The sequence below is a fragment of the Mitsuokella jalaludinii DSM 13811 genome, assembly GCF_000702905.1.
GTDB lineage: Bacteria > Bacillota > Negativicutes > Selenomonadales > Selenomonadaceae > Mitsuokella > Mitsuokella jalaludinii.
Map to the genome: position 1 here is coordinate 1 of NZ_JNKR01000005.1, position 19,210 is coordinate 19,210.

Consider the following 19,210-nt stretch of genomic DNA (forward strand, 5'->3'; position numbering starts at 1 on the left):
AAGGGATAAACGCTGAAAGCATCTAAGCGTGAAGCCCGTCCCGAGATGAAGTATCTCATAGCACAAGCTAGTAAGACACCTTGAAGAAGACAAGGTTGATAGGGTAGATGTGGAAGTGCTGCAAGGCATGAAGCTGACTACTACTAATATGTCGAGGGCTTAACTAGAGAACTGAAATGTTCGCAGAGTAATTTCTTCTGTATAGTTTTGAATGTGCAAGCATTCAAATAGAATATCCGGTGATGATGCCTGAATGGTTCCACCTGTTCCCATACCGAACACAGTAGTTAAGCATTCAGAGGCCGAAAGTACTTGTCTGGAGACGGACTGGGAGGATAGGAAATTGCCGGTTTTCATGGCGGCTTTGGTGAAGCGGTTAACACACTGGATTGTGGCTCCAGCATGCGTGGGTTCGATCCCCACAAGTCGCCCCATTTTTTTATAGGGGTATAGCTCAACTGGTAGAGCAACGGTCTCCAAAACCGTAGGTTGTGAGTTCAAGTCTTACTGCCCCTGCCATTTTATTGGAGTGGTACTCAAGAGGCTGAAGAGGACGGTTTGCTAAATCGTTAGGCTGGGTAACTGGTGCGGAGGTTCGAATCCTCTCCACTCCGCCACTTCGAAATGAAAGCTCTGACTTTTGTCAGGGCTTTTTATTGTATACACTAAAAGAAAATTGACATGTGTCCTCTTTTTTGGTATTCTTGTACGGTATTCCATCACAAGAGTGATGGAAAGATTTATTTTGGGTGAAAGGGAGGAATTCACTAATGCAGACGCAAGCGAATCAGGGCTTCCTTGATCGTTTCTTCAAGCTCCGTGAGAAGAACACGACGGTCAAGACGGAAGTCCTCGCAGGTCTTACCACATTCATTGCACTCGCTTATATTATCTTTGTCAATCCAAACATCCTGTCGGAGGCAGGGATCCCGAAGGAAGCGGCTATCGCCTCGACAATCTGGATCGCAGCACTCTCGACCATGGTCATGGGCGTATTCGCCAACTACCCGGTCGCACTCGCACCGGGCATGGGCCTCAATGCGTTCTTTGCCTACTATGTATGCGGTACACTCGGTCTCCACTGGACGGTCGCACTCGGTGCCGTCTTCTTTTCGGGCGTCCTGTTCCTGATCCTGACGGTCAGCCATATCCGCCAGGCCATCATCAATTCCGTGCCGCAGAACCTGCGCGTCGCTATCAGCGTCGGCATCGGCCTCTTCATCGCTTTCATCGGCCTCAAGGGCACGGGCCTCATCATCCCGGACAAGGCGACGTTCATCGGTCTCGGTCATGTCACGGATCCGACGACGATGCTCTCGCTCTTCGGCCTCGTGCTGACGGGCGCTCTGATGGCGCGCAATATCCAGGGCTCTATCCTCATCGGCATCATCGTGACGACGCTGCTCTCGATGGTACTCGGCTACTCGCCAGTCCCGCACGCCATCGGCGATGTCGTCAGCACGAGCCTGCCGCACATGGGCGAGACGTTCGGCAAGCTCGACATCGCTGGTGCCTGGAATTACGGCATCGTCTCCATCATCTTCACGTTCACGGTCGTTGAGCTCTTCGATAACATGGGCACGCTGATCGGCTTGACGTCGAAGGCGAAGCTCATCAAGCCGAACGGCGAGATCGAGAACCTCGACCGTGCTCTGACGACGGATGCAGTCGGCACGATCTGCTCCTCGATCTTCGGTACGTCGACGGTCACGAGCTACATCGAGAGCGCTGCCGGCATCGCGGCTGGCGGCAAGACGGGCTTGACGGCTGTCACGGTGTCCATCTGCTTCCTCATCGCGCTGCTCTTCGCTCCGCTCGTCGGCCTCGTGCCGGGCTTTGCGACGGCTCCGCCGCTGATCCTCGTCGGCGCGCTGATGATGAGCGAGGTCGGCAAGATCAACTTCGTCGACTTCTCGGACGGCCTGCCGGCCTTCCTGACGATCATCATGATGCCTCTGACGGGCTCTATCGCCAACGGCTTTGCCTTCGGCTTCGTCAGCTACGTATTCATGAAGACGGCTGTCGGCAAGTACAAGGAAGTCAGCTGGATCATGTGGCTTGTCTCTATCGCATTCGTCATCAATCTCGTCATGCGTTCGTGAGCGAAATAGCTTGACAAGCATTTGACGCTATGATAATATTTCATATTGTAGACGCCTAGGGCGTCTTTCCCCAACCGCACAGCGAGGTCTTGAGAAACGAGCAATCGTACCGTAGCTGGCGAGTAATCTATCAGGGAGGTGTTTTCATGTACGCAATCATCAAAACGGGCGGCAAGCAGTATAAGGTCGCCGAGGGCGATGTCATCATGGTCGAGAAACTGGCTGCCGGCGAAGGCGAGGCAGTTGTCTTTGATCAGGTCCTGACGGTCGTCAATGACGCTGATGTCAAGATCGGTACGCCGGTCGTCGAGGGTGCCAAGGTAACGGGCAAAGTCGAGGCTCAGGGCAAAGATAAGAAGATCCTTGTTTTCAAGTACAAGGCTAAGTCGAACTATCGCAAGCGCCAGGGTCATCGTCAGCCGTTCACGAAGGTTGTCATCGAGAAGATCGAAGCCTGATCACCGATGATCAAGGTCAAGATCTTTTGCCAGCCAGACGGCAGGATAACCGGCTTTGACGTCTCCGGCCACAGCGGCACGGCGGCGGCAGGTGAGGATATCGTCTGCGCTGGTGTCTCGTCTTTAACGGACACGGCGTTCCTTGGGATAACCGAGTATCTGCATCGCGAGGTCAGCTATGACGCGGCGAGCGGGAAGCTCAGAATGGAACTCAAGGACAGTCCAGACGAGCAGACAGAATCGATTCTGCAAACGATGCTATTGGGGCTCTCAGCCATTGCTGAGGCGTATCCCAAGGCTGTACGTATCCTGAAATAGTGGAGGTGAATTCCATGTTTAAGTTTGAACTTCAGCGTTTCGCACATAAGAAGGGCGTCAGCTCCACGCGTAACGGCCGCGACAGTGAATCCAAGCGCCTCGGCGTCAAGGAGCATGCCGGCACGATCGTAACGGCTGGCAGCATCCTCGTTCGTCAGCGCGGCACGCATTTCCATCCGGGCCACAATGTTGGTATCGGCAAGGATGATACGCTGTTCGCAAAGGTTGCCGGCAAGGTCGCTATCGAGCGCAAAGGCCGCTATAACCGTCAGATCAGTGTTTACACGGCTGAAGAGGCTATGTAATGAAAGATACCTGCGCATTCCTCCGGGAAGGCGCAGGTATTGTTATATTGCTGCATATTGCTAGATAAAACGGCGTTAAGTTGCGTTGTGATGGATAAAAAGCCGGTGTTGGGTATCACAATGCCGGCTTTTTATGCATGACAAACAGGAATGCAGCAGGCAGTTGTTGAAATAGACAAGAAATCTCAAGAGAAAAAGGAGGCTATCATGCAGTTTATCGACAGGACACGCGTCATCGTCAAGGCGGGCGATGGCGGTCACGGCAAATCGGCGTTCCGCCGCGAGAAGTTCATCCCGAAGGGAGGCCCGTCTGGCGGTGACGGCGGACGCGGCGGCGACATCATCTTCGTCGTGGACCAGAACATGAATACTCTGCTCGATTTCCGCTACCACCGCAAGTTCAAGGCGGAGAACGGTGAGAACGGCGATATCAAGAACCAGTACGGCAAGAATGCACCGGCCTGCTACGTCAAGGTGCCGGCCGGTACGATTGTCAAGGATGAGGAGACGGGTGAGGTGCTCGCAGACCTCACGGAGATCGGCCAGGAGGCTGTCATCTGCAAGGGCGGACGCGGCGGCCGCGGCAATGCGAAATTCGCGAATGCCGCCAACCGTGCGCCGACGTTTGCGGAGTTCGGCGAGCCGGGTGAGGCGCGCAACCTGATCCTCGAGCTCAAGCTGCTCGCAGATGTCGGCCTCGTCGGCTATCCGTCGGTCGGCAAGTCGAGCCTCGTCGCCAGTGTCAGCGCGGCGCGCCCGGAGATAGCGGAGTACCACTTCACGACGATCACGCCGGTGCTCGGCGTCGTCAAGACGGACTACGAGAAGAGCTTTGTCATGGCGGATATCCCGGGGCTCATCGAGGGTGCGGCCGACGGCGTCGGCCTCGGCCACGACTTCCTGCGCCACGTCGAGCGCACGAAGCTCATCCTGCACATCGTTGACGCCTCTGGCATCGAGGGCCGCGACCCGGTTGACGACTACTACAAGATCAATGCAGAGCTCAAGAAGTACAGCGAGAAGATCGCGCGCCGCACGCAGATCCTCGTGGCCAACAAGATCGACCTGCCGGAGGCGCAGGAGAATTTGCCGCGCCTCAAGGAGCTGGCCGAGAAGGAGGGCCTGAAGTTCTTCGCCATCTCGGCGGCGACGCGCGAGGGCGTCAAGGAACTCATCTCCTACGTCGGTGAATGGCTCGACAACTACGTCGAGGAGCCGGAGCAGGAGGAAGAGGTCAAGGTCTACGATGAGACGGCCGAAGACCCGGACAAGATCACGATCACGCGCAATGATGCGGGCGACTTCATCGTGCACGGCAAGGCCATCGAGAAGCTCGTCATCATGACGAACTTCAACAACGATGAGGCTGTGCGCCGCTTCCAGTACATCTGGCGCATCAAGGGCATCGACGAGAAGCTCAAGGAGCGCGGCATCAAGGAAGGCCAGACCGTCCACATCGGCGAGATGGAATTCGAGTACCGTGAGTGAGACGAGTAAGAGATATATCATATAGGATACGGAGGAATCGATTTGATCCGCAATTCACTGACAGGAAAACAGAAGAGCTTCCTGCGCTCAATGGGCATGAAGCTCGAGCCGGTCGTCCAGATTGGCAAGGAGGGCGTGACGCCGACCGTTGTACAGGCGGCACGCGAGGCAATCAAGAAGCGCGAGCTCATCAAGGTACGCGTGCTGCAGAACTGCATGGAACTGCCGGCCGATGCCATCGCCATGCTCGCAGAGCGCGCTGACGCTAACCTCGTGCAGGTCATCGGGCGCAACGGCCTGCTCTTCAAGCGCAATTTCGAGAAGCCGAAGATCGAGCTGCCGTAAGACGGAGGGATGCAGTATGGACGCACGTCAGAGGCTCAGGGAAGCCAGGCGCATCGTCGTCAAAGTCGGCACGAGTACGCTTGCCCATGATACGGGCATGCTCAACCTCTACCGCATCGACCATCTCCTGCGGGAGTTGGCCGACCTCATGAATGAGGGGCGCGAGATCATCCTCGTCTCCTCGGGCGCCATCGCGGCGGGCCTCAGCAAGCTCGGCCTCGCGAAGAAGCCGGACTCCATTCCGGAAAAGCAGGCGGTTGCCGCCATCGGCCAGGGCGTGCTCATGCATATCTACGAGAAGTTCTTCGCCGAGTACGGCAAGACCATCGGCCAGGTGCTCCTGACGAAGGAGAACGCCGTGCGTCACCACCAGTACCGCCACTCGCGCGATGCGCTGCTTGCCCTGCTCGCGATGGGGGCCGTGCCAGTCATCAATGAGAACGATGCCGTCGCCGTCGACGAGATCAAGATCGGGGATAACGACAATCTCTCGGCGATGGTCGCGACGCTCGTCGATGCCGATGCGCTGATCATCCTCTCGGACATCGAGGGCCTCTACACGGCAAATCCGGCAACCCATCCAGATGCCCGCCTCATCCACGAGGTCGAGGAGATCACGCCGGAGGTCATCGAGATGGCCGGCGGCGCGGGCTCCTCGCTCGGCACGGGTGGCATGGCGACGAAGCTGCAGGCCGCTCAGGTGGCCATGAGCGCCGGCGTCAACATGGTCATCGCCTCGGGCAGTGAAGAGGGCGCTTTGCGCCGCATCCTGCAGGGCGAGGAGGTCGGCACGGTCTTTGCCGCGCGCGAATCGCATCTGCGCGTGCGCAAGAGCTGGCTGGCCTTTGGCAAGCGGCTGCAGGGCGATCTCGTCGTCGATGCGGGCTGCGTCAAGGCGCTCGAAGGTGGTTCGAGCCTGCTGGCCGCCGGCATCAAGGCTGTCGACGGCGACTTCGAGGCCGGCAGCACGGTGCGCGTCCTCGCCGAGGACAACCGCGAGATCGCGCGCGGCATCGTCAACTACAATACAGAAGACCTCCGCCGGCTCATCGGCCACAAGACGGAGGACTTTGAGCATCTCGTCGCGGGCGCTGTCCACGAAGAGGTCATTCATCGGGATAACATGGTCCTGATGGTCTGAGGGGGAATACTGAGATGGATATCCAGGCAGAAATGAAGAAAAAGGCAGAGGCGGCGAAGGGCGCAGCGGCAAAGCTCGCTCTGCTCGGCGCAGATGTCAAGAACAAGGCGCTTCTGGCGATGGCCGACGCGCTCGAGAAGCGCAGCGAGGTCATCCTGCAGGCCAATGCGCTCGACATCGAGGACGCGCGCCAGAAGAAGGTCAAGCGCTCGTACCTCGACCGCCTGCTGCTCGACGAGGGCCGCATCGCCTCGATGGCGGAGGGCCTGCGCCAGACGGCAGCCCTGCCGGACCCCGTTGCGACGGGCGACTACTCGACGGTCCGCCCCAACGGCCTCGAGATCCGCCGCGTGCGTGTGCCGCTCGGCGTCATCGGCATCATCTACGAGGCGCGCCCGAATGTCACGGCCGATGCCGCGGGGCTCTGCCTCAAGGCCGGCAACGCCGTCATCCTGCGCGGCGGCTCTGAGGCCATCCGCTCGAATATCGCCATCAGCTCCCTGCTTGCCAAGGCTGCCTACAAGGCGGGCATCCCCGAGGGCGCCATCCAGTTCGTCGACTTCACGGACCGCGAGGCCGTCGATGTCATGATGCACCTGCGCGGCTATCTCGATGTCATCATCCCGCGCGGCGGCGCCGGACTCATCAAGCACGTTACCGAGAACGCGGCGGTGCCGGTCATCGAGACGGGCACGGGTGTCTGCCACACCTATGTTGACGCTTCGGCTGACCAGGAGATGGCAATCTCTATCGCTGTCAATGCGAAAGCCAGCCGTTGCTCGGTCTGCAATGCCATGGAGACGCTGCTCGTCCATCAGGACATCGCAGCGGAGTTCCTGCCGAAGCTCATGGCGGCGATGACGGCAAAGCACGTCGTGCTGCGCGGCTGCGAGCGGGCGCGCGCCATCTGCCCGGAGATGGAGTCGGCGACGGAGGAGGACTGGTCGACGGAGTACGGCGACCTCATCCTCTCCGTGCGCGTCGTCGACGACCTCACGATGGCCATCGCGCACATCAACCGCTATAACACGGGCCATTCCGAGGCCATCATCACGAAGGACCTCGTGAACGCGCATCGCTTCCAGCGGGAAGTCGATGCAGCGGCCGTCTACGTCAACGCCTCGACGCGCTTCACGGACGGCTTTGAGTTCGGCTTTGGTGCAGAGATCGGCATCAGCACGCAGAAGCTCCACGCGCGCGGCCCGATGGGCCTTACGGCGCTGACGAGCACGAAATACCTGATCTACGGCGAAGGGCAGATCCGCGAATGATTGGCGGGTATCTGCGCACAATGCGCCAGTACCTCGCCACGCCGAAGGGCGCCTTTGACGCGAGGGATTACTTGAAGGCGGCAGGGCTCATGCTCTTGAGCATGGCCGCCCTGGCGCTTGTCGTCGAGCTGTTTCTGGGGGAGTGAGTCATGAAAGGCATCGGTATCATGGGCGGCACGTTTGACCCAATCCACACGGGCCACCTGCTGACGGCGGAATTCGTGCGGGATGCGTATGAACTCGAGAAGGTCCTGTTCATCCCTGCGGCGCATTCGCCCTTCAAGCTGGACAAGCGCGTCGCCTCGGCAGAGGACAGGCTCGCGATGACGGAGCTCGCGGTGGCGGGCAACCCGCACTTCGAGGCATCGGACATCGAGATGTGCCGCGAGGGCGTCTCCTACACATCGGATACGATCGCCCTGCTCGCTGAGCGCTTCGGCCCGGAGGTGCCGCTCTACTTCATCACAGGTGCGGACGCCATCAACGACCTGCCGGACTGGCACCAACCGCGGGAACTCCTGGCATCGTGCCACTTCATCGCGGCGCGGCGCCAGGGCACGGCGCTCGACATGGCGAAGCTCCGCGGCTTTTTCGGCAGCCTCTGCGATGCGCACATCCATGAGCTCGCGACGCCGGAACTGGAGATCTCCTCGACACAGATACGCGGGCGCATCCGAGAGGGCCGCTCCATCCGCTACATGGTGCCGGAATCCGTAGAGACATACATCAGAAAAGAAGGGCTTTATCGATGAGTTATGGCATGACGTTAGAACAGATGCAGGCGGAACTGGAAGCAAGGCTCAAGCCGAGCCGCTTCCGCCATTCACTCGGCGTATCCGAGACGGCTGTGAAGCTTTCGCACCGCTTCGGCGTGGACGAAGAGAAGGCGCGGGTTGCCGGACTCCTGCACGACTGCGCAAGAGAGTTCCGCAATGAAGCTATGGTCGAGGAGGCAGAGAAGCGCGGCATCGCTATCGGCGAGGTCGAGCGCTCGATGCCGCTCTTGCTCCACGCCGATATCGGCGCCGTGCGCGTGCGCGAGATCTACGGCGTGGAGGATCCTGCCATCTCGCAGGCCATCGCGCGCCACACGGTCGGCGGCGCGCAGATGACGCCGCTCGACAAGATCATCTGGTACGCCGACATGATCGAGCCGAACCGGGATTTCCCCGGCGTCGACAAGCTGCGCGAACTCGCCAAGACGGCCTCGCTCGACGAGATGATGCTCGCCGGGCTCAGCCACTCCATCATCTTCGTCGTCCAGAAGGGCCATCTCGTCCATCCGGCGACGGTGCTGGCGCGCAACGAGATCCTGCTCGGGCAGATGAAGAGGAAGGACGCAGAGGCAGAGCAGGCGAAGAAGGCAAAGAAGGAAGATTGACCGATGGGGAAACGGAAAGAGGACAACGTAACATGGCGCCATATCGAGCAGAAGAAGCGGGAAATCGCGCGCCTGCGCAGGCGCCGTTTCCTGCGCCGCCTGCTCGCAATGGTCATCTTCACGGTGCTGCTGCTCTTGGCGGCGGGCGGCATCTACGCGCTCGTGCGCGGAACGGAATACCTCGTGCAGGAATACCAGACGATGTACGCCGGCTACACCGAGCGCCGCGCGTCCTGGCAGGGCGCTGTCAACCCGAGCTTTGATGGCTACACGAACGTGCTCGTCATGGGCATCGACGACGGCGCCGACCCGACGAACACGGAGGGAGCGAAGGCCGACACGATCCTCGTCCTGAGCATGGAGAACAGCAGCGGCAAGGTCCGCTGCATCACGATCCCGAGCGACACTTGGGTCAATCCGCCGGGCAATGCGCACTTCATGCGCATCCGCTCCGTCTACACAGAGGGCGGCGCACCGCTGATGGTCCGCGAGGTCAACCAGCTGCTCGGCATCCCCATCCACCAGTACGTCGTGCTCGACCTCAAGGGCTTTTCGGCGCTCATCGACGCTTTGGGCGGCATCGACATCTACGTCGAGAGCGACATGGACTACGAGGACCCCGAGGGGGGGCTCAACATCCATCTCAAGCAGGGCTACCAGCATCTCGACGGCAATCAGGCCCAGCAGTACCTGCGCTACCGCAGCCCGGAGCTCGGCGATGTCGGACGCGAGCAGCGCCAGCAGCGCTTCGTCAAGTCGCTCTACCAGCAGGTCATGCGCCTCGAGACGGTGCCGAAGCTGCCGCTCATCGCCGAGACGATGCGCAGGCACGTAAAGACGAGCGCAGAGGTCTTTGACTCGGCGCACCTCGCCAATGTCGTGCGCCATCTCTCGAGCGACCAGCCGCAGGGGGTCATCCTGCCGGGCTCGCCGGCGCTCGGCGACGATACGGTCTGGATGCCGGACCAGGACGCCATCCGCCATGCGATGCAGGAGCTCTTCCCGGATGCGGGAAACTGAGCCTACTGCCTGATAACGTGAAGATTTTGATAGAGAATAAAGGTACAGGAGGTACAATATGACGGAACAGGAAATGTGCAAGGCCATCTGCAAGGCTGCCAGCGACAAGAAGGCGCGTGACATCGTGACGATGGACATGCAGGGCCTCATGATCTCGCCGGATTACTTCGTCATCTGCTCGGCCAATACGGCTACGCAGGTGCGCGCAATCGCCGACAACATCGAAGAAGAGCTCGCCAAGGACGGCGTTGCTTTCAGCCACAAGGAAGGCTATCGTGAGGGCGACTGGGTCCTTTTAGACTTCGGCGATGTCGTCGTCCACGTCTTCCGCCAGGAGATGCGCGAGTACTATGCGCTCGAACAGCTCTGGGGCGATGCGAAGCTCACGGCCTATGAAGAGTGAGACTATGAATCATGAGAACAGCAGCGGGAAACCGTACAGAAGGATGGAGACTATGAACGATAAGACGGAAATGCCCCAGGAGGCTGCGCGCCCCAAGCGGAAGTTCGGACCGAGCACGGTCGCCCGCCTGCAGGTTGCGCGCGTCAGCGAGATGGGCGCTTTCCTCGATGCCCAGACGGGGAATACCTCGGATGATATCCTGCTGCACAAGACGCAGCAGACGCATCCCGTCGCCGTCGGCGATCTCGTCGATGTATTCCTCTATCTGGACCCGAAGCGCCGCCTGACGGCCAGCATGCGCGTGCCGAAGATGAAGGAGGGGCAGATTGCCCGCCTGCGCGTCATCAATGTGACGCGGGACGGCGCCTTCCTCGATGTCGGCGCGGAGCGCGGCATCTTCATGCCGTACGCCGGCATGCGCGGCCGCCCGCAGGTCGGCGAAGTCGTCTGGGCAAAGCTCTACACCGACAAGTCCGGCCGACTGGCTGTGACGATGGAAGTCGAGGACGAGATGCGCCGCGCTTCGAAGCCGGCGACACACGTCAAGGTCGGCCAGATGGTCACGGGGGCCATCTACAACTATACGGACGCCGGTGCCTTCCTGTTCTCGAATGAGCGCTACATCGTCTTCATCGCCAACAAGGAGATGAAGGAGCAGGAGCGCCCGCGCGTCGGGCAGATCGTGACGGCACGTGTCACCTTCGTCCGCTCTGACGGACGCCTCAACGCCTCGCTGCGCGAGGCCAAGGAGAAGGCACTCGTCACGGATTCAAGCCGCATCCTTGAGCTTCTCGAGAGCCGCAAGGGCCGCATGCCCTACAGCGACGAGACGTCGCCTGAAGTCATCCGCGACAAGTTCCAGATCAGCAAGGCCGCCTTCAAGCGCGCGCTCGGTCATCTGATGAAAGAGGGCCGTGTCGCCGAGAAGGACGGCTGGACGTATCTGCTCGACGTGAGCGCTGCAGCGGACAGCGAGAAAAGCGAGAAAAGCGAGAAGGATAGAGATTAACGCGATTATGGGGGGCGTTTCATGAGACGTTATACGACACTCCTGCTGACAGCGTTCCTGCTGCTGGCCATCGTCATCGCTGGTTCTGCCTACCTCGCCGGCACCGGACACATCGACCACCGGACGAGAGAGCAGGAAATCACAGTCTTGACAACGCTGCCGGCGGAGGAAGCCGAGATCTTGTCACAGGCGTATGAGGACAGCTCTGGTGTCCACGTGACGTTTGTGCCGCTTTCTTCGGCAGATGTCCTCGAGCGCGCGAAGGCGCAGGCCGGTTCGCCGCAGAAGTCTGGCCCGGCGATGGTGCTGGCCGACTGGCAGACGCTCGGCCAGGCGTCGCGCAGCGGCTATCTCGTGCCGTACTTGTCGGAGCGCGGCGACATGGTCGCTGCAGCCTTCCGCCAGGATGACGGCTACTGGATGGGCGTCTGGTATGATCCCATCATCTTCTGCATCAACAGGGACTACCTGATATCGCTGCACACAGACATCCCCGACACCTGGCAGGCGCTCGCAGACCAGGACGGGCGCATCGGCATCACGGATTTCATGGCCGCGGATGCCTCCTCGAACCTGCTCTACGCGATGGATGCGGAATTCGGCGACGAGAAGACGCTGGAGCTCCTCGACAAGATCCATCCGCGCGTCGTGCAGTACGCCCGCTACCTCTCGAATCCCGTGCGCCAGGCCGGCATGGGAGAGGTCGACATCTCGATTGCCGTCGAGAGCGAGACGCTGCGCTACATCCACGACGGCTACCCGCTGCAGATCATCTATCCGGCAGACGGCACGACGGCGTGGATCACCGGCACGGGCATCCTCGCGGGCAGCGGGGACAGAGAGCGGGGGCTCGCCCAGAACTTTGCGGACTGGCTGCTCTCCGATGAGGCGCAGCTCGCCCTGCAGAGCCACAATTACTTCTTCGTGCCGACAAATCCGGGGACGATGGCCTACCAGTCCTTCCCCGGCAAGAATCTCACGCTTTTCACGCAGAACCCGCAGTTCTCGGCTCAGCAGAAGCACGACCTGCTCGACACGTGGGCGCGCGAGATCCGATTCAAATGATTGGCGAGGATGCCTTGCGGCATCCTCCTTTGTATGGTTTGTGTGATTGCATCTACCAATACTAGGGAGCTTGCAGCTGGTTCGAGCGTCATCTGGCTGAACACGGTGCAAAGATCATTGTCGTCAACAACGAGGACCTCAGCCCGGAATGCGAGATGATCCAAGACCTAATCAGCATCATCCGTATGTTTTCCAACCGCATCCATGTGTTGCAGAAATACGAAGGGAAGCTGAAAGGAGATGAAACGGTTGCTCAGATCCTTCAAGACCGAACTCCGTCTCACCGAAAGCCAAAAGGATAAGATACGTCGGTCACTCGGTATCTGCCGCTTCCTCGCAAATCAGTACATCGCCCGCAACATCTGGCTGTACCGCCTGTATCAGCGCGGCGTCCTCGATGAGAAGCAGCGCCATTTCGTCACCGCCAATAACTTCGACAAGTACGTCAACCATGTACTAAAGAAGAAATTCCCTTGGATTGACCAGTGCGGGTCCAAGGCGCGCAAGAAGGTCCTCGTCAATGCGGAGCAGGCGTTCAAGCGCTTCTTCAAAGGACAGGCGCACTTCCCGCGCTTCAAGCGGAAAAACCAGCAGAACGTGAAGCTCTACTTCCCGAAGAACAATAAGGGCGACTGGACCATCTGGCGGCACAAGATCCAGGTCCCGACCATCGGCAAGGTACGCCTGAAAGAATTGGGCTACCTGCCGCAGGGCGTGACCATCAAGAATGGGCATGTCTCCTATGAAGCGGGCCGTTACTACGTCTCGGTCACAGCTGAGATTGAGGAGACGAGCCGCTATAACAACGACTTGGAAGCATCGTACCATCCGCAGACGGATGGCATCGGTGTGGACCTCGGTGTCAAATCGCTTGCTATCGTCAGCGATGGCAGGATTTTTGAGAATATCAATATGTCTTCCCGAGCCAGACGGCTCGAGAAACGGCTGAGAAGAGAGCAGAGGCGTCTCAGCTGCAAGTACGAGATGCGAAAGAAGAAAGGTGGGAGCACTGCTACTGCCTCTGCAAACATAGAGAAAAAGAAATTATCGGTACAGAGATTGCATCAGCGGTTGGCGAATCTGCGCCGCAATCACGAGAATCAAGTCATCCATGCACTGGTGGAGCAAAAACCACGCTTCATCACAGTGGAAGACCTCAACGTGACCGGCATGATGAAGAACCGCCATCTCTCGAAGGCAGTGTCAGAGCAGCGCTTCTATTCCTTCCGCGAGAAGCTGCGGCGCAAGGCAGAGATCATCGGGATTGAATTCCGCATCGCGGACCGCTTCTACCCGAGTTCCAAGACCTGCCACGCCTGCGGGCATGTGCATAGCGGCCTGAAACTCAAAGACCGCACTTACGTCTGTCCTGCATGCGGCTACAAGGAAGACCGCGATTTGAATGCAGCGCTGAATCTGCGCGATACGAAGGACTATCGCATCGCCTGATTCACGCTCGCGCATTTCATAAATGTACCGATGGCTAGTCGGAAACAGGCCGTTGCCCTGCCGCGCAGGGAATATGGCCGACGCCTTTGGAGTGTACAAGAACTTGTGAGTAGTCTCAGGCTTGCCTGGACAAAAGCATACACGATGAAAAAGGAATATTTCTAGGCATAGATAATTTCTATGTTATTCTATGTTTTTAGTAGCAGGTATTTCAGTGAAAGCTGGTTTCATCAGTCTTGGCTGTTCCAAGAATCTCGTTGACACGGAGGTCATGCTCGGCATCCTCCAGCAGCACGGCATTGAGCTCACGGCCAACCCGGCCGAGGCCGACATCCTGATCGTCAACACCTGCGCCTTCATCCAGTCGGCCAAGGAGGAGTCGATCACGACCATCCTCAACATGGCCGAGTACAAGGAGAGCGGTCGCTGCCGCAGCCTGATCGTCGCGGGCTGCCTCGGCCAGCGCTACAAGCAGGAGCTCTTAGACGAGATTCCCGAAGCCGACGCCATCATCGGCACGGGCGCCTGGGGCCGCATCATGGAGGCCGTCGAGGAGACGCTCAAGGGCCATCGCCTTGTCATTGCCGGCAAGGACGAAGCGCTCTACGACGAGCACACGCCGCGCATCACGACGACGCCTTCATACACGGCTTACGTCAAGATTGCGGAGGGCTGCAACAACCGCTGCGCCTTCTGCGCCATCCCGTACATCCGTGGCGACTACCGCAGCCGCCGCATCGAGGACATCTGCGATGAGATCCGCCACCTGACGGAGAACGGCGTGCGCGAAGTCGTGCTGATCGCTCAGGACTCGACGGAGTACGGCCGCGACCTCTACGGCCAGCCGAAGCTCGCAAAGCTCCTGCGCGAGATCGTCAAGGTGCCGAAGCTCAAGTGGGTGCGCACGCTCTACAGCTACCCGAAGTACTTCAGCGACGAGCTCATCGAGACGATCGCCAGCGAGCCGAAGATCTGCAAGTACGTCGACCTGCCGCTGCAGCACGCGCATGATGCCGTGCTGCGCAGCATGCGCCGTCCTGACACGCAGGAGGAGATGCGCGCGCTCATCCACAAGCTGCGCGAGCGCATCCCCGGCGTGACGATCCGCTCGACCTTCATCGTCGGCTTCCCGGGCGAGACGGATGCCCAGTATCAGACCTTGCGCAACTTCCTCGAGGAGATGCGCCTCGACAAGGTCGGCGTCTTCACGTACTCGCGCGAAGAGGGCACGCCGGCCTACGATATGCCGAACCAGGTGCCGGAGGAGATCATGCAGGAGCGCTATCACGACCTCATGAGCCTGCAGTGCAAGATCTCCGAGGAGATCAACCAGTCGCTCGAAGGCAAGGAACTCGATGTCCTCATCGAGGGTCGCGACGAGGAGCAGCCGAACATCTCGGTCGGCCGCTCCTACCGCGAGGCGCCCGAGGTCGATGGCCAGGTCTACGTCGAGAACGATGCGGACAGCAAGCCGGGCGACATCGTGCGCGTGCGCGTCCTGCAGGGCTTCACTTACGACGTCGTCGGCGAGCGCATTGACGGCGCAGAGAAGGGGAAGAAGGCAGCGGAATGAGCAAGAAGCTTCTTGAAGAAAGCGTAGGAAAGGAACTCCTCGCGCAGGGGCTCACGATTGCCTGCGCCGAGTCGTGTACGGGCGGCCTCTTGACGAGCCGCCTGACAGATATCGCCGGCAGCTCGGCCTACGTCATGGGCTCGGTCGTCTCGTACACGAACCGCATCAAGGAATCGCTCGTCGGCGTGCGTCACGAGACGCTGCTTTCGCACGGGGCAGTCTCAGAGGAGACGGCGCGCGAGATGGCAGAGGGCATCGCGCGCGCCGTCGGGACGGATATCGGCGTCGGCATCACTGGCATCGCCGGCCCGGGCGGCGGCACGAAGCAGAAACCCGTCGGACTCGTTTTCATCGCCGTTTCAGGTCCGAGGGGTACGATGGTCAAAGAAAATCACTTCAGCGGCGCGCGCACGGAGATCAAGCGCCAGACGACCGACACGGCCCTCGAGATGACCCGCGCGTATCTTGAACAGCTGAAACGGGAACAAGCCTGACAAGAAGAGAGGAAGAGATACTATGCGTTTCCATTCTTATATGGCAGCGGCGGCACTCGGTGCATCGCTGCTCCTGATGCCGGCTATGCCGGCCTTTGCCGCAGAGCAGGCACCGGCGGCAGCCTCGCAGGCAGCCGAAGCCGCGCTGCCCTACACTTACACGAGCCAGCAGTACGGCTACACGATACAGTGTCCGCAGAAGCCGGTCGGCGTCATTCCGGCCAGCGCGCTCTACGAGGACAGGAAGGGCGATGTCCTTATCTTCGACAACGACGGCTACAACATCAAGTACGCCTGGATCGTGCTGACGGACGCTTTTGACAACAAGAGCGTGCCAGATCTCAACAAGCTCAAGGAAGCAGATGCCGAGAAACTGCTCTCGGGGATCATGGGCAGCAACGGCTACGAGGGCATCATGCTCGTCAATCTCAACGCGAAGAACAAGGCCATCTACGCCGTGACGGCCAAGGAAATCGAGATCGACGAGAACGGTGACGGCCAGATTGACGGCGTGGCCAAGGCCGATACGCAGATGGCCGTCGCTTTCTTCCGCACGGAGAAGGGCAATCGCTACGGCGTTGAGCTCATCGACAACCCGGACCTGCGCGAATCGTCGCTCGCCGCCTTCCAGAAGGGCATCACGACTCTGAAGGATGTCGACGGCAAGCAGCTCATGAGCAGCAAGGACAAGAAAGTCAAGAACGTCAAGAAAGATAAGAAAGACAAGAAGAACAAGAAGTAAGGCAAAAGGGCTGCCGCACGGGAGAGTCGTGCGGCAGCCCTTTTTCTTGTACGGTCCATGACTTGCATGGTGACGCAGGCATCAAAAAAGCCAGCCCTTGCGGACTGGCTCTGCATTCATATGGCAGGGGTAGCTGGACTCGAACCAACGCATGCGGGATTCAGAGACCCGTGCCTTACCAACTTGGCGATACCCCTGTGTCTTTCGACATTTATATATTATACGGATGAGGGGACCTGTTGTCAAGCGGGAAATCAAAAATTTTTGCAGAGAGTTTTTGATTTCTCGCTTGCCTTATCGCGGAAATCTGCTATAATCTAGATAACGAATGAATGACTGTTCATATATTTAAATGGAGGCCAAAATGAATCAAAGGCAGAAGAAGAACCTCATCCGCATCATCACCGCGGCCGCGCTCATGGTCGTGCTGGCCTATGTGCCGCTCTCTGGCACGGCGCGCTTCCTCGCGTACCTCGTGCCGTACTTCGTCGTCGGCTACGACATCCTCATCAAGGCGGCCAAGGGCGTCTGGCGCCGCCAGCCGCTCGACGAGTGCCTGCTCATGGCCGTGGCGACAGTCGGCGCGATGGCGCTCGCCGTCTACGAGGACGGCGACTACACGGAGGGCATCGCCGTCATGCTCTTCTATCAGGTCGGCGAGTGGTTCCAGTCGTATGCAGTCGGCCGCAGCCGCCGCAATATCTCGGAGCTCATGGACATACGCCCCGACTACGCTAATCTCGTCGAGCCGGACGGCGTGCACCGCGTCGGCCCCGACTCCGTGGGCGTCGGCTCGACGATCCTCGTCAAGCCTGGCGAGAAGATCCCCTTAGACGGCGTGGTCGTGGACGGCGAGTCGAGCCTCAATACGATCGCGCTGACGGGCGAGAGCCTGCCGCGCCGCGTCAAGACGGGCGATGCGGTCATCAGCGGTTGCATCAATGCGGACGGCCTGCTGACCATCCGCACGACGAAGCGCTTCGCGGAGTCGACTGTCTCGCGCATCCTGCAGCTCGTCGAGGAGGCGAGCTCCCGCAAGTCGAAGTCGGAGCACTTCATCGCGAAATTCGCGCGCATCTACACGCCGATTGTCGTCGGCGCTGCTGCCGTGCTGGCCGTCGTGCCGCCGACTGTCGCCCTCCTCGGCGGCATGGAGCCTGCTTGGGGGACGTGGGCCTACAGGGCGCTTGTCTTCCTCGTCATCAGCTGCCCGTGCGCGCTCGTCATCAGCATCCCTCTCTCGTTTTTCGCCGGCATCGGCGGGGCGAGTCGCGCCGGCGTGCTCATCAAGGGCTCCAACTACATGGAGACGCTCGCCTCTGTTGACACAGTCGTCTTTGACAAGACGGGCACGCTGACGAAGGGCGTGTTCGAGGTCACGGCCATCCACCCCGAGACGATCGAGCCAGAAGAGCTCTTGCACCTCGCGTCACATGTCGAGCGCTACTCGACGCACCCGATCGCCGTCTCGCTGCGCGCGGCGTACGCGCATGAGGCGGACGACTGCCGTGTCGAGGCGGTCGAGGAGGTCGCCGGCCACGGCGTGCGCGCCACGGTCAACGGCCATAGTATCTGCGTCGGCAATGCGAAGATGATGGAGTCCATCGGTGCGGCCTGGCATCCTTGCGAGAGGAAGGGCACAATCATCCACGTATCCATCGATGGCGTCTACGCGGGCCACATCGTCATCTCGGATGTCATCAAGGCGAATGCGGCTGCAGCCATTGACGCGCTGCACAAGAACGGCATCCGGCGCACGGTCATGCTGACGGGCGATGCGAAATCTGTCGCCGACCAGGTCGCGGCGGAGCTCTCTCTCGATGAAGTCTACAGTGAGCTGCTGCCGCAGGACAAGGTCGCGAAGGTTGAAGCGCTGCTGCGGCAGGAGCAGGGCGGCAAGCTGGCCTTCGTCGGCGACGGCATCAACGATGCACCCGTGCTCTCGCGTGCCGACGTCGGCATCGCGATGGGCGCGATGGGCTCTGATGCAGCCATCGAAGCTGCCGATGTCGTGCTGATGGACGACGATCCACTCAAGATCGCGGTGGCACAGCGCATCGCGCGCAAGACGATGCGCATCGTTCGCGAGAACATCGTCTTCTCAATCGGCGTCAAGGCTGTCGTGCTCGTGCTCGGCGCCGTCGGCCTCGCCAATATGTGGGCGGCCATCTTCGCCGATGTCGGCGTCATGGTGCTGGCCGTTCTCAATGCCATGCGGGCGCTCTTTGCGAGCGGCCAGCTGCCAGAGACTCCCTCCGCGGCCGCTGTCCGCGAAGAGGTACTGCCGTCGGGCGCGGCTGTCGAGACGATTCCCGTTCCCCAGGCTGCTGCAGAGAGTGAGCCCGTGAAGGAGGCAGGATCTGTGCCGCATCATTCCTACCGCATCGAAGTGGACTGCGCCAACTGTGCGAACCTCATGGAGCAGGCGGCAAACAAGGTACCGGGCATCCGTCATGCTGCCATCAACTTTATGATGCAGGAGATGAAGGTCGAATTTGAGCCGGATGCCGATCCAAAAGAAGTCATGCCGCGCGTGCGCACGGCATGCAAGAAGGTCGAGGACGACTGTGAGATCTATATCTGAATCCTGAATGGAATATAAGGGTACTGCAACAAAAAAGAGCGAGGTGATATCTCGCTCTTTTT

The 19,210-nt window shown here is 59.9% G+C and carries 20 protein-coding genes, 4 tRNA genes, 2 rRNA genes and 2 pseudogenes; 27 read left to right on the forward strand and 1 reads right to left on the reverse strand.

All coding sequences use genetic code 11. The features are described from left to right. The 25 genes and pseudogenes from T518_RS04485 to T518_RS04595 all read left to right on the forward strand — a co-directional run. Positions 1-167 (forward strand): 23S ribosomal RNA (locus tag T518_RS04485); the annotation flags it as partial. A 68-nt stretch (positions 168-235) separates the two neighbouring features. Next, positions 236-352: ribosomal RNA gene (rrf, locus tag T518_RS04490) — 5S ribosomal RNA — on the forward strand. A gap of 6 nt (positions 353-358) precedes the next feature. Next, positions 359-434 (forward strand) — tRNA-His (locus tag T518_RS04495). A gap of 9 nt (positions 435-443) precedes the next feature. Further along, positions 444-519 (forward strand) — tRNA-Trp (locus T518_RS04500). 7 nt (positions 520-526) lie between these two features. Then, positions 527-617, forward strand: a tRNA-Ser gene (locus T518_RS04505). A 153-nt stretch (positions 618-770) separates the two neighbouring features. Beyond that, positions 771-2,102 (forward strand): NCS2 family permease, encoded by a 1,332-nt coding sequence (locus tag T518_RS04510; protein ID WP_036375910.1) that lies wholly within the window; start codon positions 771-773, stop codon positions 2,100-2,102. A gap of 146 nt (positions 2,103-2,248) precedes the next feature. Then, the gene (gene rplU / locus T518_RS04515; RefSeq protein ID WP_036375913.1) at positions 2,249-2,560 is read left to right on the forward strand and encodes a 50S ribosomal protein L21; all 312 of its coding nucleotides are present in this window, start codon (positions 2,249-2,251) and stop codon (positions 2,558-2,560) included. Positions 2,561-2,566: 6 nt separating this feature from the next. After that, a complete protein-coding gene (locus T518_RS04520) occupies positions 2,567-2,878 on the forward strand; it encodes a ribosomal-processing cysteine protease Prp (protein ID WP_036375916.1) in 312 nt (103 codons plus the stop codon). 14 nt (positions 2,879-2,892) lie between these two features. Then, positions 2,893-3,183, forward strand: a complete 291-nt coding sequence (gene rpmA, locus T518_RS04525) for a 50S ribosomal protein L27 (RefSeq protein ID WP_036375921.1) — start codon at positions 2,893-2,895, stop codon at positions 3,181-3,183. A 207-nt stretch (positions 3,184-3,390) separates the two neighbouring features. Then, the gene (gene obgE / locus T518_RS04530; protein WP_036375925.1) at positions 3,391-4,671 is read left to right on the forward strand and encodes a GTPase ObgE; all 1,281 of its coding nucleotides are present in this window, start codon (positions 3,391-3,393) and stop codon (positions 4,669-4,671) included. A 42-nt stretch (positions 4,672-4,713) separates the two neighbouring features. Next, on the forward strand, positions 4,714-5,016 hold the full coding sequence (yhbY, locus tag T518_RS04535) for a ribosome assembly RNA-binding protein YhbY (protein ID WP_036375928.1): 303 nt from the start codon (positions 4,714-4,716) through the stop codon (positions 5,014-5,016). A gap of 16 nt (positions 5,017-5,032) precedes the next feature. Then, positions 5,033-6,157, forward strand: coding sequence for a glutamate 5-kinase (gene proB, locus T518_RS04540; protein ID WP_036375931.1), 1,125 nt, complete (start codon positions 5,033-5,035; stop codon positions 6,155-6,157). Positions 6,158-6,171: 14 nt separating this feature from the next. Continuing rightward, on the forward strand, positions 6,172-7,428 hold the full coding sequence (locus T518_RS04545) for a glutamate-5-semialdehyde dehydrogenase (RefSeq protein ID WP_036375934.1): 1,257 nt from the start codon (positions 6,172-6,174) through the stop codon (positions 7,426-7,428). Next, positions 7,425-7,574, forward strand: a complete 150-nt coding sequence (locus T518_RS12170; RefSeq protein WP_169737571.1) for a hypothetical protein — start codon at positions 7,425-7,427, stop codon at positions 7,572-7,574. The genes T518_RS04545 and T518_RS12170 overlap by 4 nt, the downstream gene beginning before the upstream one ends. A 3-nt stretch (positions 7,575-7,577) precedes the next feature. After that, positions 7,578-8,180, forward strand: a complete 603-nt coding sequence (gene nadD / locus T518_RS04550) for a nicotinate-nucleotide adenylyltransferase (protein ID WP_036375937.1) — start codon at positions 7,578-7,580, stop codon at positions 8,178-8,180. Positions 8,181-8,188: 8 nt separating this feature from the next. Next, a complete protein-coding gene (gene yqeK, locus T518_RS04555; RefSeq protein ID WP_036376108.1) occupies positions 8,189-8,809 on the forward strand; it encodes a bis(5'-nucleosyl)-tetraphosphatase (symmetrical) YqeK in 621 nt (206 codons plus the stop codon). 3 nt (positions 8,810-8,812) lie between these two features. Further along, positions 8,813-9,829, forward strand: a complete 1,017-nt coding sequence (locus T518_RS04560; protein ID WP_036375940.1) for an LCP family protein — start codon at positions 8,813-8,815, stop codon at positions 9,827-9,829. A gap of 58 nt (positions 9,830-9,887) precedes the next feature. Beyond that, positions 9,888-10,232 carry a ribosome silencing factor gene (gene rsfS, locus T518_RS04565; protein WP_036375943.1) on the forward strand — a complete coding sequence of 115 codons (345 nt, stop codon included), beginning with the start codon at positions 9,888-9,890 and terminating at the stop codon, positions 10,230-10,232. A gap of 52 nt (positions 10,233-10,284) precedes the next feature. After that, on the forward strand, positions 10,285-11,241 hold the full coding sequence (locus T518_RS04570) for a CvfB family protein (RefSeq protein WP_036375945.1): 957 nt from the start codon (positions 10,285-10,287) through the stop codon (positions 11,239-11,241). Positions 11,242-11,262: 21 nt separating this feature from the next. Further along, entirely contained in the window at positions 11,263-12,306 is a 1,044-nt protein-coding gene (locus T518_RS04575) for an ABC transporter substrate-binding protein (protein WP_036375948.1), read from the forward strand. Between the two features lie 77 nt (positions 12,307-12,383). Beyond that, a pseudogene (locus T518_RS12445) lies at positions 12,384-12,608 on the forward strand (recombinase family protein); the annotation flags it as partial. Next, on the forward strand, positions 12,547-13,755 hold the full coding sequence (locus T518_RS04580; protein ID WP_081828417.1) for an RNA-guided endonuclease InsQ/TnpB family protein: 1,209 nt from the start codon (positions 12,547-12,549) through the stop codon (positions 13,753-13,755). The pseudogene T518_RS12445 and the gene T518_RS04580, both read left to right, overlap by 62 nt. Before the next feature lie 214 nt (positions 13,756-13,969). After that, entirely contained in the window at positions 13,970-15,328 is a 1,359-nt protein-coding gene (rimO, locus tag T518_RS04585; RefSeq protein ID WP_036375955.1) for a 30S ribosomal protein S12 methylthiotransferase RimO, read from the forward strand. Next, positions 15,325-15,822 carry a CinA family protein gene (locus tag T518_RS04590; protein WP_036375958.1) on the forward strand — a complete coding sequence of 166 codons (498 nt, stop codon included), beginning with the start codon at positions 15,325-15,327 and terminating at the stop codon, positions 15,820-15,822. Before rimO ends, T518_RS04590 begins: the two co-directional genes overlap by 4 nt. Positions 15,823-15,862: 40 nt before the next feature. Beyond that, a complete protein-coding gene (locus T518_RS04595; protein WP_428829225.1) occupies positions 15,863-16,564 on the forward strand; it encodes a hypothetical protein in 702 nt (233 codons plus the stop codon). A 121-nt stretch (positions 16,565-16,685) separates the two neighbouring features. On the opposite strand, the gene T518_RS04600 is transcribed toward T518_RS04595, so the two are convergent. Continuing rightward, a tRNA-Gln gene (locus tag T518_RS04600) sits at positions 16,686-16,761 on the reverse strand. A 167-nt stretch (positions 16,762-16,928) separates the two neighbouring features. Between T518_RS04600 and T518_RS04605 the strand changes: the two are divergent. Both T518_RS04605 and T518_RS12450 read left to right on the forward strand, forming a co-directional pair. Then, a pseudogene (locus tag T518_RS04605) lies at positions 16,929-18,788 on the forward strand (heavy metal translocating P-type ATPase); the annotation flags it as partial. Beyond that, positions 18,777-19,148 carry a cation transporter gene (locus T518_RS12450; RefSeq protein WP_255241017.1) on the forward strand — a complete coding sequence of 124 codons (372 nt, stop codon included), beginning with the start codon at positions 18,777-18,779 and terminating at the stop codon, positions 19,146-19,148. The pseudogene T518_RS04605 and the gene T518_RS12450, both read left to right, overlap by 12 nt. Positions 19,149-19,210 lie beyond the last annotated feature (62 nt).

Bases quoted from the DNA above. Each gene is read 5' to 3' on its own strand.
- T518_RS04510 (WP_036375910.1), top strand. From the start codon at position 771: ATGCAGACGCAAGCGAATCAGGGCTTCCTTGATCGTTTCTTCAAGCTC.
- rplU (WP_036375913.1), top strand. From the start codon at position 2,249: ATGTACGCAATCATCAAAACGGGCGGCAAGCAGTATAAGGTCGCCGAG.
- T518_RS04520 (WP_036375916.1), top strand. From the start codon at position 2,567: ATGATCAAGGTCAAGATCTTTTGCCAGCCAGACGGCAGGATAACCGGC.
- rpmA (WP_036375921.1), top strand. From the start codon at position 2,893: ATGTTTAAGTTTGAACTTCAGCGTTTCGCACATAAGAAGGGCGTCAGC.
- obgE (WP_036375925.1), top strand. From the start codon at position 3,391: ATGCAGTTTATCGACAGGACACGCGTCATCGTCAAGGCGGGCGATGGC.
- proB (WP_036375931.1), top strand. From the start codon at position 5,033: ATGGACGCACGTCAGAGGCTCAGGGAAGCCAGGCGCATCGTCGTCAAA.
- T518_RS04545 (WP_036375934.1), top strand. From the start codon at position 6,172: ATGGATATCCAGGCAGAAATGAAGAAAAAGGCAGAGGCGGCGAAGGGC.
- T518_RS12170 (WP_169737571.1), top strand. From the start codon at position 7,425: ATGATTGGCGGGTATCTGCGCACAATGCGCCAGTACCTCGCCACGCCG.
- nadD (WP_036375937.1), top strand. From the start codon at position 7,578: ATGAAAGGCATCGGTATCATGGGCGGCACGTTTGACCCAATCCACACG.
- yqeK (WP_036376108.1), top strand. From the start codon at position 8,189: ATGACGTTAGAACAGATGCAGGCGGAACTGGAAGCAAGGCTCAAGCCG.
- T518_RS04560 (WP_036375940.1), top strand. From the start codon at position 8,813: ATGGGGAAACGGAAAGAGGACAACGTAACATGGCGCCATATCGAGCAG.
- rsfS (WP_036375943.1), top strand. From the start codon at position 9,888: ATGACGGAACAGGAAATGTGCAAGGCCATCTGCAAGGCTGCCAGCGAC.
- T518_RS04570 (WP_036375945.1), top strand. From the start codon at position 10,285: ATGAACGATAAGACGGAAATGCCCCAGGAGGCTGCGCGCCCCAAGCGG.
- T518_RS04575 (WP_036375948.1), top strand. From the start codon at position 11,263: ATGAGACGTTATACGACACTCCTGCTGACAGCGTTCCTGCTGCTGGCC.
- T518_RS04580 (WP_081828417.1), top strand. From the start codon at position 12,547: ATGAAACGGTTGCTCAGATCCTTCAAGACCGAACTCCGTCTCACCGAA.
- T518_RS04590 (WP_036375958.1), top strand. From the start codon at position 15,325: ATGAGCAAGAAGCTTCTTGAAGAAAGCGTAGGAAAGGAACTCCTCGCG.
- T518_RS04595 (WP_428829225.1), top strand. From the start codon at position 15,863: ATGGCAGCGGCGGCACTCGGTGCATCGCTGCTCCTGATGCCGGCTATG.
- T518_RS12450 (WP_255241017.1), top strand. From the start codon at position 18,777: ATGCGGGCGCTCTTTGCGAGCGGCCAGCTGCCAGAGACTCCCTCCGCG.